The organism is Christiangramia sp. OXR-203 (assembly GCF_034372165.1).
Taxonomy (GTDB): Bacteria; Bacteroidota; Bacteroidia; order Flavobacteriales; family Flavobacteriaceae; genus Christiangramia.
Genome location: NZ_CP139698.1, coordinates 118,355 through 132,619, shown reverse-complemented (window position 1 = coordinate 132,619; position 14,265 = coordinate 118,355). Strand labels below are relative to the sequence as shown.

The following is a 14,265-nucleotide window of genomic DNA, read 5'->3' as shown; positions in this document are numbered from 1 at the left end:
ATTAAATGCTGAAGAATGCTTAATTTCAGTAAAAAATTCTATTAGCATGATAAATTTTGTCTTAATACCCATACTCGCCATTTTCCTGTTGCTTCTTATCTTCTCCGGAATCTTTGTAGTTCGGCAGCAGACTTCAGCAGTAGTAGAGCGCTTCGGAAAGTTTACCAGTATCCGGAATTCTGGATTACAATTAAAAGTTCCTCTCATTGATCAGGTAGCAGGAAGAATTAACCTAAAAGTTCAGCAGCTGGATGTTCTGGTGGAAACTAAAACCAAGGATAATGTATTCGTAAAGCTGAAGATATCTGTACAATTTCAGGTTAGAAAAGATAACGTGTATGATGCCTTCTACAAGCTTGAAAGTCCGCATGATCAGATAACAGCCTATGTATTCGACGTTGTGCGCGCAGAGGTACCTAAAATGAAGCTGGACGATGTTTTTGAGCGTAAAGATGACATAGCCATTGCTGTAAACCGTGAATTGAACGAAGCGATGCAGTCTTATGGATATGATATCATCAAAACCCTGGTTACAGATATAGATCCTGATGTACAGGTGAAAGCTGCCATGAACAGGATAAATGCTGCAGAAAGAGAAAAGGTTGCAGCAGAATATGATGCTGAAGCAGATCGTATAAAAATCGTTGCAAAAGCCCGGGCAGAAGCTGAAAGTAAGCGCTTACAGGGACAGGGAATTGCCGATCAGCGAAGAGAAATCGCACGCGGACTGGAAGAAAGCGTGGATGTTTTGAACAATGTAGGTATCAATTCTCAGGAAGCGTCTGCCCTTATTGTGGTTACACAACACTATGATACCTTACAGGCCATTGGTGAAGAAACGAATTCAAATCTTATTCTCTTACCTAATTCTCCACAGGCAGGTAGTGAAATGCTGAACAATATGGTTGCGTCCTTTACCGCTTCCAACCAAATTGGGGAGGCGATGAAAGAACAGAACAAAAAAAGAATAGAAGAGCAAAAGAGGAATAACGAAAATCAAGCATAAAAAAAGCCCCGATTGGGGCTTTAATTTTTATGTATGATGATTAAAGATTATGATCCATATCGGTTCTTTTAATACCCATAATCTTGGAAACCGCACGTATAGATAAAATTTTATGAACTATCGAACCCACACCACTTCCCAGCAGTGACATTGGTGTCATTTGTTGTTTAGTGTGATCCATACTAAGGCGAATCTCCTCTTTATCGATCTCTGTTTGTAATTTCAGAATCTTAAGATCTTTGTCTATATCTTTAAAGGATGAATAAACTCTCATTAATCATTTTTATCATTAAAAACTGCCTTTGAAAACTTCTGAAGTATCAATTTTTCTATTGGTTCTTTTCCAAAAATAAAAATCAATATCCCAACGATAAGGTAAAAACCACCTACGATAAAATAACCGGAGCTGGGTACACCAATTGCCTGACTTATAATAATCGCAATAGCAAAGGATAACATGATCCCAGCAATGCTTAGCAAAAAACCCATTATGAGGAAGCGAACGAGCGATGTTGCTCCTTTCATTCCCTGTTTAAAGGCTTTAAGTTTATAATACTCAGCATTACTATGTAAAAATGCCTGTATATTATGATTTAAGTCGTCTACGTTGTTAGTAAGTTTTTCAAATGCCATACAGAAATTATACTACCGCTTTATTTGGAGTGTTTCCAGATCCAGAGGAGGTTCCAGGCTTATCTTTCTGCAATTTAGAATTTTGCTTTCTAAGTTCCTCTAATTTAGACTCCATTGCAGATAGAATATCATCTGCTTTGTGACTTGCTGACGACAAAGTCTCTTCCAGTCTTGCTTCGAAATCTGTTCTTGCTTTTTTAGCCTTTTCAGAAAGATTAGAAGAAGTTTCGTTATATTTCTTATTCAGTCTGTCCTGTGCGTTCTGAGCATCATCCCTAAGTTTCTTGCGAGTTTTATCTCCGCTATCTGGGGCATAAAGTAAACCAACACCAGCTCCAATTGCTGCTCCGGTAATTAATGCTAATAATGTATTTCCTGTACTTGCCATAAGTTATTGATTTTAGGTTATTAAAACTCAAAGATAGCAGATGGATTCACCCTAGCTTGTTAATAACCGGTTAATATGTTAAAAATTCAATGCTAAATTATTCTTAAATAGCCTGAAAATCAGTTTAAGACTTAATTTTAGCCCAGGAATCGCGCAAAGTGACGGTTCGATTGAAAACAGGTTTTTCACTCGTGGAATCTTTATCTACGCAAAAATATCCTATTCTCTGGAACTGTACCTTATCTTCAGGTTTTGCCTCCTTAAGGCCTGGCTCAAGATAACCAGTCACTACTTTTAGTGATTCGGGATTTACAAACTCAAGATAATCTTTTTCCTTATGTCCATCTGGTGCTTCTTCAGTAAATAATCTGTCATAAAGTCTAACTTCAGCCTCAACAGCATGTTTTACAGAAACCCAGTGTAATGTGCCTTTCACCTTCCGAAGGGATTCTTCAGAACCACTTCCACTTTTACTTTTAGGATCGTAAGTAACATGAATTTCAGTAATATTACCTTCAGCATCCTTTACAACCTCCTCGCCTTTAATAATATATGCATTTTTAAGGCGTACTTCTTTTCCTAGTGTCAACCTGAAAAACTTACGGTTTGCACTTTCTTTGAAATCTTCTCTTTCAATGAATAGTTCGCGTGAAAATGGAATTTCTCTGCTCCCGGCAGTTTCATCTTCAGGATTATTTTCAGCTTCCAGCCATTCTTCTTCTCCTTCAGGATAGTTCGTAATTACCAGTTTAACAGGATCAAGAACACCCATAACCCTTGGAGCTATTTTATTTAGATCTTCTCTGGCACAGAATTCAAGGTGTGAAACATCGATCATATTCTCACGCTTCCCAACACCAATTGAATCGGCAAACTTTCGAATAGCACCAGCGGTATAGCCTCTTCTTCGCAATCCCGAGATCGTAGGCATTCTGGGGTCATCCCAGCTGTCTACAAAACCTTTTTCTACAAGTTGTAATAATTTACGTTTACTTACAATGGTATGACTCAGGTTTCTACGTGCAAATTCTCGCTGTTTTGGCTCAAATTCACCTTGTTTGCTGACTTTGTCAAGAAACCAGTTATATAATTCTCTATGTGGTAAAAATTCAAGAGTACAAAACGAATGAGAAACATGCTCAATAAAATCTGACTGTCCATGCGCCCAATCGTACATTGGATAGATCTTCCAGTTATCTGCAGTTCGGTGGTGATCCTTATGCAAACAACGGTACATGATCGGGTCACGCATTAGCATGTTAGAAGACGTCATATCGATTTTTGCACGAAGAACGTGCCCTCTTTCAGGAGTATCACCATTCTTCATCTGCTCAAAAAGCTCCAGGTTTTCTTCTACTGAACGGTTTCTATACGGACTTTCCTTTCCAGGTTCAGTAGGTGTTCCCTTCTGCTCTGCTATTTCTTCTGAAGTCTGGCTATCTACATAAGCATCTCCATTTTTAATCATTTCTACCGCCCAGTCATAAAGTTTCTGGAAATAATCTGAAGCATAACATTCCTCAGCCCATTTGAAACCTAACCACTCGATATCTCTTTTGATAGCATCTACATACTCCTGCTCTTCTTTTGCAGGATTCGTATCATCAAATCTTAAATTTACAGGTGCATTATATTTTTCACCCAATCCAAAATTTAAACAAATCGAGGATGCGTGACCAATATGCAAATACCCATTAGGTTCAGGAGGAAACCTGAATTTAAGTTCTTCTCTTGAATAATTAGAATTAAGATCTTCTTCTATGATCTGCTCAATGAAATTGAGGGACTTTTTAGCTTCTGCCATAACCTGTTTTAATGAGCTGCAAATTTATCAAATTTTAAATCGATAAAGACAGCATGCGAACAATAGTATGTTTAAAATTGATAACTTGAATTAAAATCATGGATTAGAATATGGATGACCTGTATAAAATCATATTATACTCAGCATTTTCGGGAATTACGGTATTAGTAGGAGGTTTGCTTTCCAAATACTTCGGAAGCAATCCAGATAAGTCCAATCGAAAGAAAGAAATAACCCATTTCATTACGGCTTTTGGAGGAGGTATTCTTATGGGTGCCGTTGCATTGGTATTGATACCAAGAGGAATGGAAGATCTGGATCTCCCCGTTTTACTCTTAGGATTTATAGCCGGTGCCCTGATTGTGTTTTTAATAGACCGGAAACTAGAAAGATCTGGAAGCACTTTATCGCAATTACTGGCGATGCTATTAGATTTTATTCCTGAAGCGATAGCATTAGGTGCAATATTCGCGACAGATCCTAACACTGGTACACTACTGGCCGCATTCATAGGTTTACAGAACTTACCTGAATCTTTCAATTCTTACCAGGATCTAATTAGATCTGGAATGAAATCGAAAAAAGCACTAGGAATACTATTTGCATTGAGCTTTAGCGGAGTTATAGGTGCGCTGCTCGGTTATGAATTTCTAACGAACCTACCTGAAGTCACGGCCTTCCTGATGGTATTTGCTGGTGGTGGAATATTATATCTCATATTTCAGGATATCGCCCCAAATGTAAAGCTGAAACGGGCATGGATACCTGCTTTAGGTGCTAATCTTGGTTTTTTGATAGGTATGATTGGAGAAAAATTAATTCAATAATTCCTCTATTCTTCAGGAAACATATCTTTGTAAAAAAAGTTTTGGGAGTAATCACACTTAAGAATATAAGAACTTTCGCCTATCATGGATGTCTTGATGAAGAAAGTAAAATTGGAAGCGAATACCAGGTAGATCTTAAAGTTTCCGGGGATCTATCTCATTCTGCAAAGACAGATGAACTTAAAGATACCATAGATTATGTGCATCTAAATCACATAGTTAAGCAGGAAATGGCCATCAGATCTAAATTATTGGAAACGGTTGCTGATAGAATCTTAACCCGTGTTCTTAGCGAACTTATTATGGTTCAGCAGGCTGAAGTCGAAGTTTCCAAGATCAACCCACCCATTGGAGGTAATGTTGCCATGGTTACTGTGAGCATGCAGAAATCAAGGTAGATTTTAGTTTTGAAACTTAAATTTTTTATTACATTTGCCATCCCGCAAAGGGCATCGTGGCCGAGTGGCTAGGCAGAGGTCTGCAAAACCTTGTACAGCGGTTCGAATCCGCTCGATGCCTCAAAAAAAGCTTCCTGATTCAGGAAGCTTTTTTATTTTCAATCATTTGTTTTCGTAAAATCCAGATCACCGATCAAAGAATCACTTGGTGTAATTTCTTCTATCTGGTCTTTGATCTCGTCTACCTGGTCTGGAAAGAGTCCCTGAAAAATCAGTACCACCCCGAAGATCACCAGTACGCAACTAATGAACTTTTTCATAATATAGATTCGGTTAGGTGTCAACTTTCGGTTTAATTTTTTTGCCAGTAAAATCTTGGCCACATCTACAATCAGGTATGTAATAAGAACTGTAGAAATGAATATTCCTATTCTATCCACTTGCATATCCAGTTTGGGACCAAAAACAATGATCACTCCCAGCCAGAAACCAAGCACGCCAATATTGATGAAATTCAGTAGAAATCCTTTAACGAACAAGCTAAAATAGGCACTTTTACCTAGCTTTCTAATTTCAGGGGTCTTATCATCTGTTTGCAGAGATTTCTTAGATTGCACAAATGTCATTAAGCCATAGGTAGCGAGGATCATACCCCCAAAAATGAATAGAGCGGGATCATCTTTAAGACTTTCCAGTAGCTTCGTTGTACTAAAATAAGCGATGGTTATAAAAACACAGTCAGCGAAGATAACCCCAAAATCCAATGCAATAGCAGCTCTAAACCCTTTTATAGCAGCGGTTTCCAGTAATACAAAAAAAACCGGTCCAAATAGAAATGCCAGAAAAAAACCTAAGGGTAAGGCAGCTAAAACGTCCTGTAACATACAGTTAAGTTGTTTTGCAAATGTAAACTTTTTGTGGCTTTTAAAGTAAATATATCAATTAATGCCTGAAAGCATACCTTTTCCTACTAATTTGCTTCTACATCTGCTCTGCTACCCAATAATGTGAAATCTAAATGACGTTTCACTAGATCTGCATTCTTAACTGTGACGTATACCTCATCACCTAAAGTGAAAGTTTTACCGGTACGCTTACCAGTTACGGCGAACTCATCTGCATCATACTCATAATGATCATCGTTCATATCCCGTAACCTGATCATTCCTTCACACTTATTTTCGACGATCTCCACGAAGATTCCCCAGTCTGTAACTCCGGAAATTACTCCCAGAAATTCTTCATCCTGGTGATCCATCATAAATTTCACCTGCATGAACTTAATAGAATCCCGTTCAGCGCTGGTAGCCAGATACTCACGATCACTACTATGGTTACATTTGTCTTCGTACTCTTCTTCGCTGGCAGATTTATGACCATCCAGGTAATGTTGAAGCAATCTATGCACCATAACATCCGGATACCTTCGAATAGGAGAAGTAAAATGAGTATAGTGATCAAAGGCTAAACCATAATGTCCAATATTATCTGTGCCATAATAGGCCTTACTCATGGTACGAATTGCCAATGTATCCACCATGTTCTGTTCTTTTTTACCCTGCACATCTTCCAGAAGTTTATTTAAAGAACTGGTTGTGGAATTACGGTCTGTGAGATTCAGTTTGTGTCCAAATCTACCAACGATGCTTTGTAGAGAAGCAAGTTTTTCTTCATTAGGTTCATCATGACATCTATACACAAAAGTCTTTTTCGGCTTTTGTTTACCAATAAATTCAGCCACTTTTCGGTTAGCGAGTAACATGAATTCCTCGATAAGTTTATTCGCATCTTTAGCAGTTTTAAAGAAAACTCCCACCGGTTCATTTTCTTCGTTAAGGTTGAATTTCACTTCTACCTTGTCAAAAGAAATTGCACCATTTCGCATACGACGACTTCTCATCTTTTTAGCAAGTCTGTCCAGCGTGGAAATAGCATCCACTACTTCACCGCTAACTGAATAAGCATCTTCGCGAATTGAAATATCTTTTGGAATACTACCAGCATTCGTTTCAATAATATGCTGAGCCTCTTCATAAGCAAAACGCTCGTCTGAATAAGTCACAGTTCTTCCAAACCACTGATCTTTTACATCAAGCTTATCGTTAATTTCAAAGACTGCAGAGAAAGTAAATTTTTCCTCATTTGGTCTTAATGAACAGGCATTGTTCGAAAGAATTTCAGGAAGCATAGGCACCACGCGATCCACCAGGTAGACTGATGTTGCACGTTCGTAAGCCTCATCGTCTAGAATAGTTCCAGGTTGCAGGTAGTGCGATACATCTGCAATATGAATTCCTATCTCGTAATTACCATTTTCAAGTTTTCTGAAGCTTAGAGCATCATCAAAATCCTTTGCATCTTTAGGATCTATCGTAAAAGTTAGGATATCACGCATATCCCTTCTTTTAGCGATCTCATCTTCGTTGATAGTAGTATCTATCTTATTAGCGTATTCCTCCACCTCTTCAGGAAAATCATGAGGAAGACCATACTGTGCAAGTATGGAATGAATTTCTGTATTATGTTCTCCAGGTGTACCAAGTACTCTAGTGATCGTAGCAAAAGGTGAGTCTGCCTTATCTGGCCACTCTTCGAACTGGATTACTACTTTGTCTCCATCTTCAGCACCATTCATTTTATTAGCCGAAACAAAGAAATCTGTGTACATGGATTTATCATCCACTACCACAAATCCAAAATCTTTCCTTTTCTGAAGTGTTCCAACAAATTCTGTTCGCTTACGCTTGGTGATATTTACAACTTCACCTTCACTTTTCTTATTACGACGGCGATTGTAAATGTAGATCTCTACTGTATCACCATCAAAAGCTGACTTTAAATCTTTATTTGCAATAAAGATATCATCATCAAATCCATCAACAATCGCATATCCATAACCTTTGGTGGTTAGATCAAGTACGGCAGTATGATAATTTTTTGAACCTTCGATCTTAAATTTACCTCGTTCAACTTCTTCAATTTCCTTTTTGGCAGTGAGTTGAGCTAGTTTTTTAATGATCTGGTTTCTGCTACTGGCATCGCTAACACCTAGTATAGAAGCAATTTGTTTGTAATTATATGTTTTTCCCGAATTCTTTCTAAGGATATCTATAATGCTTCGGGTAAGGTTGCCCTGTCCTTTGGGCTTATTCTTGTTCTGTTTCTTCATTCTCAAATAGTATGCGATAAAATTACACCATATTAATCAGTCTCCACCCTGTTGAGATTAAAGTTTTGTTAAGTCGGAAGAGCTTGTAAATAGCCAACTAACTAATAGTCAATAATATATTTCAAATAAATTTTAGTTTTATTAAGATTTAATCTTAATTTTTTCTTAATTTTATTTTAACATTAGCAATCAGTTCATCATCTAAATTTGCTAACATCATGAAACTACATAGGTCTTCATCTTATACAGTTGTCTTCATTCTTATCTTTTTGATCGGACTTATAATTTTTGTGACCATAATCAATAAATCCCTAAACGAAAAAAGTGATCTTCTGAATACTACTTCTACAGAAAATACTGTAACTACTTTAGTATCTGCTTCTAACGATTAATACGTATCTTAGGGAACTAATTTTTTCCGATGAAAGACTACGTTTGCCTGGCAACTTTTACATATCCGCACGAGACTTTAATTCTAAGATCCAGATTTAAGGATGAAAATATCATGCATTATTTTCAAAATGAAACACTCGTAGGTTTAATTCCGTTTAGTTCTTCTGCTTTTGGAGGAATCAAACTTATGGTGCATCCACAAGATGTCTCAAAAGCAAAAGAGATCCTTGACTCCTTCAATGACAAATCTTCTTCTCTACGCATCGTATAGTTATGAACAGTATATACTATTATTATCTTTTCTTCTTTTTTAAAAAAATTAAATGATGGTATATGATGGCTTGTTAATTTGTAGAACAATTTTACTTCAACTTCCTTGGTATTTCAGTTGTAATTATTTGATAACAGTTTATCAACAACACTGTTAATAGCTAACTCTTTGATACACTAGTGGTTTTAAGATTTACTTAACAGAAGTTCTTAATTTTTATTAAGGTCTGTTTATTGAAAAGTTTACTATCAACAATTGTCAACAACCGGATTTTAAGTGCTCATAACTTGAAAAGAAAAAACCTACTTATAATTTGGATATTTGATAGTGGTTTGACTATTGTTATAAAAATCTTAAAAAGCAAATTTCTTTATCATTAAATCATCAGAGGTTTTACACAATTATATGTAGATTTTAAAGTGCTGAAAATGAGTTAAAACCTGAAAGTAATTAACAACGGGTTTTAAGCTTCTTAACTGCTTGTTTTTTTAACTTTGTCACAAACAACTCAACTATGAAAATATCGATAGGAAACGACCATGCAGGTACTGGTTATAAACAAATGATCCAAACTGCCCTGGAAAAAAAAGGGCATAAGCTTACCAATTATGGAACAAATGAAGAGGATAGTGTAGACTACCCAGATTTTGTTCATCCAGTAGCAAATGATGTGGAAAATGAAAATGCAGATCTTGGTATCATAATATGTGGTAGTGGAAATGGTGCTAACATGACTGCAAACAAACATCAGGGTGTGCGCTCTGCTTTATGCTGGACCGTTGAGATAGCGAAGCTTGCGCGGGAACACAACAATGCGAATATTCTTAGTATTCCTTCCCGTTTTGTTTCTGAAGAGCTTGCAACAGAGATGGTGGAAGCATTCCTTAATACGAAATTCGAAGGTGGCCGTCATCAACGAAGAATAGACAAGATTCCGGCAACTAAATAATTATGGAATTGAATATTGAAATTAAAAAGTTCAGCGAACTGAGTCTCGCTGAACTTTACGCTATTTTACAACTACGTTGTGAAGTTTTTGTCGTGGAACAGGATTGTGTATACCAGGATATTGATGGTAAGGATGCTGAAGCTTTACATGTTCTGGGTTTTAAAAACGGGAAGATCGTAGCTTATACTCGATGTTTTGCACCTGGATATTACTTTCCTCAAGCTGCTATTGGTCGTGTGATCGTAAAGGAATCTGAAAGAAAATATGGCTATGGACACCAGATTATGAAAGCTTCTGCCTCTGCTATTCTTGAAAACTACAAAACTTCAAATATTAAACTTTCTGCGCAGCAATATTTAATCAAATTTTACGAATCTCATGGTTATAAAAGTATAGGCGAAGGTTACCTTGAAGATGGTATCCCACATATTGCTATGATCAAAGATTAGTATTACTTCAGGATCTCAGCATATTTATTTTCACTATTCAGGATCTCTCTGGCCTTAGCGATCTCTGGATTGTTTACCGTATAATATTCATACAGGCCTTCTTTATAGAAATATCTCTTGATGATCTCATCTTTAAGAAGGCTGATTATCTCAGGTTTTCTGAGTTCCAGTTCCTGTTTTTCATGTTGCTCCAGTTGTGACCTTATTCCTGAAGCTTCAAATTTCAATTCCAGATTTTCTTCTTCAGAGGTAGCAATTAATTCTTCCAGTTCCTTTTCCGTAGCAGTTACATAATCAAAATCAGATCCTCTCAGGTATACTTTGAATTCCTGAAAATCTGCATCGTTGAAATCAAAATCCTTTAGATCTTCTACCTTGTGTGAGTAATAATATTCCGTAGCATAATTAAAGATCGCATCCTGTAGTAATAATGCCTGCGTGATATCACTAAATTCGGAAGTTTCTAATTTTACATCTGGTAAAATTCCTCCACCATCATACACCTTACGCCCATTACGGGTATTAAATTCATTATAGTCTTCAACTTTGGTTCTAACTGCTCTGCCATTTTCATCCCGGCGACGATAATCCAGCGCCTGTATACATCTTCCACTCGGAGTGTAATACCTGGAAATGGTAATTTTAAGCTGAGTTCCATAGGCTAATTCCCGTGGTCTTTGTACCAACCCTTTTCCAAAGGATCTTGCTCCAACGATCACTCCTCTATCCAGATCCTGCATTGCTCCGGCTACTATCTCGCTAGCAGAGGCGCTACGCCCGTTTACCAGCACGACCAAAGGTATTTTAGTATCTATAGGTTCTCTCTGCGTATAATAATCCTTATTATACTTTTCAATTGCAGATCGTGTGGTAACGATCAATTCATTTGCAGGAACAAAAATATTACTCACATTAATCGCTTCACTGAGTAATCCTCCCGGGTTTCCTCTTAGATCAAGAATGATCTTTTCAGCGCCCTGATTTTTTAGTTCTTTTAAAGCTCTGGATACTTCGGTTGAAGCTTTGGCATTAAACCTGGATAGAACGATATAACCAGTATTATCTTCGAGTAATTTGTAGAATGGCACTGCGCTAAGGTCTACAGATTCCCGTTTTAATGAAGTTTTCTGTTCCTTTCCCTGTCTTACAAAAGTAATTTCCACGGCAGTTTCAGAAGCGCCATTAAGCAGCTCTCCTGCATCTTCCTTAAAATCTGAAACTCGTATATCACCAATCTTAGTAATGAGATCTCCGGCTTTTAAACCCGCTTTATCTGCAGGATAATCCTTATAGGCTTCCACAATAGTAATTCCAGTAGCTCCATTTTTAACCGCAGCGCCAATCCCAGTATATTCGCCAGAATTATTGATCCTCGCTGCCTCCACATCCTGCTCATTCCAGTAATTAGTATATGGATCTAGATCTGTAAGCATTGATTTTATCGCAGAATCCATCAATTGTGCAGGATTTGTTTCGTCAACATAATTCATGTTGATCTCCTTGAAAAGCGTTGTGAAGATCTCTATCTGCTTAGCGATCTCGAAAAAATCTGATTTAAAACTTACAGTTCCTATGAAAATTCCTGCAAGAAGAACAGGTAAAAGGATAAGTTTCTTAAAGTTCTTTTTCATGAGTCGGCTGTTTTTCTGAAAAGTTCTTCAACAATTTGATCATATTCTTTTCCATTTTAGAATGATCGATCTCATCCCTGGAAATATATATGAACATAAAAGCATGAGAAATTGCAAGATCGCTGGTAACAAGGTACTTATTTTTTCTGAAAGCTTCGCGCATCAATCGTTTGATCCGGTTACGTTTTACTGCTGTTTTCACCAGTTTTTTAGGCACCGAAACTCCTGTTTTTAATTCTGGTTTATCTGAAGTCTGGATTGGTGCATAGATAAGTTTTAGCGGATAACTTTTCAGATTTCTACCTTCAGCAAAGAGCAGATCTATATGCTTTTTGCTTTTTAATTTTTCCAATTTTCCGAACCTCTGATCCATGTTTCAAAAGTACCAATACTTTCAAATAAAAAAACCCTTCCGTAGAGAAAGGGTTTTATAATATTTACTGAAAGAGTTTATTCTTCACCTTCTTCTTCGGAAGATTCTCCGTCTTTGTTCCAAACGTTATCTGAAGGATTTACGTCTGCCATCATTTTCGAACTATCAATTTCTATAGTAGCAATGTCTTTGGTGGCATCGATCTCCAATTCGTAGGTAGGGAATCCCCATGCCCAGTCTTCAGCTATAGTTCTCTCTTCACCTTCACGTGCTTCTTTCTCCCAACGCATCATTTCCAATGGGATATAGTAGGTTTTCTTAGAACCATCGGCATAGGTTACATCAATATCTATAGGCATTGGCATCAATCCGTTTCTTTTCAAAGATACAGTTGCCTTGCCATCCTTTATTTCAACATCATCTATTGCGTAATCGATCGTATTGGTGGTTTGTGTCCAATCCATTAGGTACCAGTCCAGCTCTGCTCCAGAAACCTTTTCAGCAATTCTAATAAAATCGTTTGGAGTTGGATGCTTGAATTTCCATTCATCATAGTACCTATTCAAGGTTTTTGAAAGATTCTCTTCACCTATGATGTATCCAAGCTGTGCAAGGAATACAGCTCCTTTAGAGTATGCAGAAGTTCCATAAAGGGCATTCAGTTCATACCTATCGGCATGCGTAGATTGCGGTTGCTCTCTTCCTGAATTCGCCAGGTACTGGTAACCTCTGTAAGATCCAGTGTGCGGATTCTCCTTATTTTCTCCAAGGATTACATTTTCAGCTTCCGAAGAAATGTAGGAAGTAAAACCTTCATCCATCCACTCGTGTTTACTTTCATTAGTAGCCATTAAATGTTGAAACCATGCATGCGCCATTTCGTGAGCAGTAACGCCAACAAGACTTCCAAAAGAACGTTCACCAGTGATTAGAGTAAGCATTGCATACTCCATTCCACCATCTCCACCCTGAACTACAGAGTATTGATCCCATGGATATGGTCCAATATGTTCGTTGAAATACAGAAGTAATTCTGCTGTTTTTGGCTGAAGATTCTTCCAGTTCTCTTTGATATCTTCATTGTCTTTATAAAGGAAATGCAGTACAGTACCATCTTCAGCAACTAACTTGTCATGGATATAGTCAGGATCTGCTGCCCAGGTAAAATCATGAACTTTAGGAGCTTTGAAATGCCAGGTTAGCTTATCCCCTTTTTTTCTTTTCACTTTAGTTCCTTCTTCTTCGTAGTTGTACCCGATTTCCTGAGGATTTTGAAGATATCCTGTACTTCCAAGTATATAATCCTTATCGATACTGATCTTCACATCAAAATCTCCCCATACGCCATGAAATTCACGGGCAACATAAGGATCTGCATGCCATCCCTGGAAGTCATATTCTGCCAGTTTAGGATACCACTGACTCATAGAAAGCGCTACACCTTCAGAACTGTTTCTACCAGATCTTCTAATCTGTTCCGGTACCTGCCCTTCAAATTCCATGTTGAACTTTACTTTTTTACCAGGAAGAATTGGCTGGGCAAGTTCTACCTCCAGAACGGTTCCAACTTCTTCGTAATCTAATGAAGTTCCATCCTGAGTTAGAGAGTTTACTCTCAAATAACCAATTTGATCTTCAGAAAGATCACTAATACGGCTTACCCTTTTTGGTTCTTCCTCAGTACCTTCATTTCTAACCATTCTACCATCAGGATCTGCAATACTTTCCAGTCTTGCATTCATTTCTGAACCTGGTTGAAAGGCATTAAAATATAGGTGATAGAAAACTCGGTTAAGAGTGTCTGGGGAATTGTTGGTATAGGTCAATTCCTGGGTTCCGGTGAATTTAAAATTTTCCACATTTACATCCACATCCATTTTGTAATCTACATGCTGCTGCCAGTAGGAAGTGTTGTTCTGTGCCTGAATTACTCCGGCGGTAAGTAGTATTAAGCTGAAAAAAATATTCTTCATT

At 37.4% G+C, this 14,265-nt stretch carries 16 protein-coding genes and 1 tRNA gene; 8 read left to right on the top strand and 9 right to left on the bottom strand.

The window, feature by feature from the left end; translation table 11 throughout:
* Positions 1 to 46 precede the first annotated feature (46 nt).
* The gene (locus T8I65_RS00640; protein ID WP_322301596.1) at positions 47 to 1,006 is read left to right on the top strand and encodes an SPFH domain-containing protein; all 960 of its coding nucleotides are present in this window, start codon (positions 47 to 49) and stop codon (positions 1,004 to 1,006) included.
* A 40-nt stretch (positions 1,007 to 1,046) separates the two neighbouring features.
* Here T8I65_RS00640 and T8I65_RS00635 read toward each other — a convergent pair whose 3' ends face one another.
* From T8I65_RS00635 to T8I65_RS00620, 4 genes are all read right to left on the bottom strand, one after another.
* Entirely contained in the window at positions 1,047 to 1,280 is a 234-nt protein-coding gene (locus T8I65_RS00635) for a DUF6327 family protein (RefSeq protein WP_322301595.1), read from the bottom strand.
* Positions 1,280 to 1,639, bottom strand: coding sequence for a phage holin family protein (locus T8I65_RS00630; RefSeq protein ID WP_322301594.1), 360 nt, complete (start codon positions 1,637 to 1,639; stop codon positions 1,280 to 1,282). Before T8I65_RS00630 ends, T8I65_RS00635 begins: the two co-directional genes overlap by 1 nt.
* 7 nt (positions 1,640 to 1,646) lie before the next feature.
* Positions 1,647 to 2,027 (bottom strand): YtxH domain-containing protein, encoded by a 381-nt coding sequence (locus T8I65_RS00625; protein ID WP_322301593.1) that lies wholly within the window; start codon positions 2,025 to 2,027, stop codon positions 1,647 to 1,649.
* 124 nt (positions 2,028 to 2,151) lie between these two features.
* Positions 2,152 to 3,831: a glutamine--tRNA ligase/YqeY domain fusion protein gene (locus T8I65_RS00620; RefSeq protein ID WP_322301592.1), complete on the bottom strand. Its 1,680-nt coding sequence runs from the start codon at positions 3,829 to 3,831 to the stop codon at positions 2,152 to 2,154.
* A gap of 110 nt (positions 3,832 to 3,941) precedes the next feature.
* Here T8I65_RS00620 and T8I65_RS00615 point away from each other — a divergent pair, with 110 nt between their 5' ends.
* From T8I65_RS00615 to T8I65_RS00605, 3 genes are all read left to right on the top strand, one after another.
* Positions 3,942 to 4,658, top strand: a complete 717-nt coding sequence (locus T8I65_RS00615; protein WP_322301591.1) for a ZIP family metal transporter — start codon at positions 3,942 to 3,944, stop codon at positions 4,656 to 4,658.
* A gap of 41 nt (positions 4,659 to 4,699) precedes the next feature.
* Positions 4,700 to 5,056 (top strand): dihydroneopterin aldolase, encoded by a 357-nt coding sequence (folB, locus tag T8I65_RS00610; protein ID WP_298246905.1) that lies wholly within the window; start codon positions 4,700 to 4,702, stop codon positions 5,054 to 5,056.
* A gap of 50 nt (positions 5,057 to 5,106) precedes the next feature.
* A tRNA-Cys gene (locus tag T8I65_RS00605) sits at positions 5,107 to 5,177 on the top strand.
* Positions 5,178 to 5,214: 37 nt separating this feature from the next.
* Here the strand turns inward: T8I65_RS00605 and T8I65_RS00600 are convergent.
* Together T8I65_RS00600 and rnr are read right to left on the bottom strand one after the other, a co-directional pair.
* The gene (locus T8I65_RS00600) at positions 5,215 to 5,940 is read right to left on the bottom strand and encodes a LysE family translocator (RefSeq protein ID WP_322301590.1); all 726 of its coding nucleotides are present in this window, start codon (positions 5,938 to 5,940) and stop codon (positions 5,215 to 5,217) included.
* 86 nt (positions 5,941 to 6,026) lie between these two features.
* Positions 6,027 to 8,225 carry a ribonuclease R gene (gene rnr / locus T8I65_RS00595; protein ID WP_322301589.1) on the bottom strand — a complete coding sequence of 733 codons (2,199 nt, stop codon included), beginning with the start codon at positions 8,223 to 8,225 and terminating at the stop codon, positions 6,027 to 6,029.
* 218 nt (positions 8,226 to 8,443) lie between these two features.
* Between rnr and T8I65_RS00590 the strand changes: the two genes are divergently transcribed.
* The 4 genes from T8I65_RS00590 (at position 8,444) to T8I65_RS00575 (ending at position 10,287) form a co-directional block, all read left to right on the top strand.
* The gene (locus T8I65_RS00590; RefSeq protein ID WP_322301588.1) at positions 8,444 to 8,617 is read left to right on the top strand and encodes a hypothetical protein; all 174 of its coding nucleotides are present in this window, start codon (positions 8,444 to 8,446) and stop codon (positions 8,615 to 8,617) included.
* Positions 8,618 to 8,646: 29 nt separating this feature from the next.
* Positions 8,647 to 8,889 carry a putative signal transducing protein gene (locus T8I65_RS00585; protein WP_322301587.1) on the top strand — a complete coding sequence of 81 codons (243 nt, stop codon included), beginning with the start codon at positions 8,647 to 8,649 and terminating at the stop codon, positions 8,887 to 8,889.
* 514 nt (positions 8,890 to 9,403) lie between these two features.
* Positions 9,404 to 9,838 carry a ribose 5-phosphate isomerase B gene (rpiB, locus tag T8I65_RS00580; RefSeq protein WP_322301586.1) on the top strand — a complete coding sequence of 145 codons (435 nt, stop codon included), beginning with the start codon at positions 9,404 to 9,406 and terminating at the stop codon, positions 9,836 to 9,838.
* 2 nt (positions 9,839 to 9,840) lie between these two features.
* Positions 9,841 to 10,287, top strand: coding sequence for a GNAT family N-acetyltransferase (locus T8I65_RS00575; protein WP_322301585.1), 447 nt, complete (start codon positions 9,841 to 9,843; stop codon positions 10,285 to 10,287).
* Between the two features lie 2 nt (positions 10,288 to 10,289).
* Here the strand turns inward: T8I65_RS00575 and T8I65_RS00570 are convergent, their stop codons facing one another.
* From T8I65_RS00570 to T8I65_RS00560, 3 genes are all read right to left on the bottom strand, one after another.
* Entirely contained in the window at positions 10,290 to 11,918 is a 1,629-nt protein-coding gene (locus T8I65_RS00570; protein ID WP_322301584.1) for a S41 family peptidase, read from the bottom strand.
* Complete coding sequence (gene rnpA / locus T8I65_RS00565; protein ID WP_322301583.1) at positions 11,902 to 12,291, bottom strand: ribonuclease P protein component; 390 nt, start codon at positions 12,289 to 12,291, stop codon at positions 11,902 to 11,904. The genes T8I65_RS00570 and rnpA overlap by 17 nt, the downstream gene beginning before the upstream one ends.
* Before the next feature lie 77 nt (positions 12,292 to 12,368).
* Positions 12,369 to 14,264 carry a M1 family metallopeptidase gene (locus T8I65_RS00560; RefSeq protein ID WP_322301582.1) on the bottom strand — a complete coding sequence of 632 codons (1,896 nt, stop codon included), beginning with the start codon at positions 14,262 to 14,264 and terminating at the stop codon, positions 12,369 to 12,371.
* Position 14,265 lies beyond the last annotated feature (1 nt).

Excerpts from the sequence above, each read along its gene's own strand:
- T8I65_RS00620 (WP_322301592.1), bottom strand. The coding sequence starts at position 3,831 with ATGGCAGAAGCTAAAAAGTCCCTCAATTTCATTGAGCAGATCATAGAA.
- T8I65_RS00640 (WP_322301596.1), top strand. The coding sequence starts at position 47 with ATGATAAATTTTGTCTTAATACCCATACTCGCCATTTTCCTGTTGCTT.
- T8I65_RS00635 (WP_322301595.1), bottom strand. The coding sequence starts at position 1,280 with ATGAGAGTTTATTCATCCTTTAAAGATATAGACAAAGATCTTAAGATT.
- T8I65_RS00585 (WP_322301587.1), top strand. The coding sequence starts at position 8,647 with ATGAAAGACTACGTTTGCCTGGCAACTTTTACATATCCGCACGAGACT.
- rnr (WP_322301589.1), bottom strand. The coding sequence starts at position 8,225 with ATGAAGAAACAGAACAAGAATAAGCCCAAAGGACAGGGCAACCTTACC.
- T8I65_RS00575 (WP_322301585.1), top strand. The coding sequence starts at position 9,841 with ATGGAATTGAATATTGAAATTAAAAAGTTCAGCGAACTGAGTCTCGCT.
- rnpA (WP_322301583.1), bottom strand. The coding sequence starts at position 12,291 with ATGGATCAGAGGTTCGGAAAATTGGAAAAATTAAAAAGCAAAAAGCAT.
- T8I65_RS00600 (WP_322301590.1), bottom strand. The coding sequence starts at position 5,940 with ATGTTACAGGACGTTTTAGCTGCCTTACCCTTAGGTTTTTTTCTGGCA.
- rpiB (WP_322301586.1), top strand. The coding sequence starts at position 9,404 with ATGAAAATATCGATAGGAAACGACCATGCAGGTACTGGTTATAAACAA.
- T8I65_RS00570 (WP_322301584.1), bottom strand. The coding sequence starts at position 11,918 with ATGAAAAAGAACTTTAAGAAACTTATCCTTTTACCTGTTCTTCTTGCA.
- T8I65_RS00590 (WP_322301588.1), top strand. The coding sequence starts at position 8,444 with ATGAAACTACATAGGTCTTCATCTTATACAGTTGTCTTCATTCTTATC.
- T8I65_RS00630 (WP_322301594.1), bottom strand. The coding sequence starts at position 1,639 with ATGGCATTTGAAAAACTTACTAACAACGTAGACGACTTAAATCATAAT.
- T8I65_RS00625 (WP_322301593.1), bottom strand. The coding sequence starts at position 2,027 with ATGGCAAGTACAGGAAATACATTATTAGCATTAATTACCGGAGCAGCA.
- T8I65_RS00615 (WP_322301591.1), top strand. The coding sequence starts at position 3,942 with ATGGATGACCTGTATAAAATCATATTATACTCAGCATTTTCGGGAATT.
- T8I65_RS00560 (WP_322301582.1), bottom strand. The coding sequence starts at position 14,264 with ATGAAGAATATTTTTTTCAGCTTAATACTACTTACCGCCGGAGTAATT.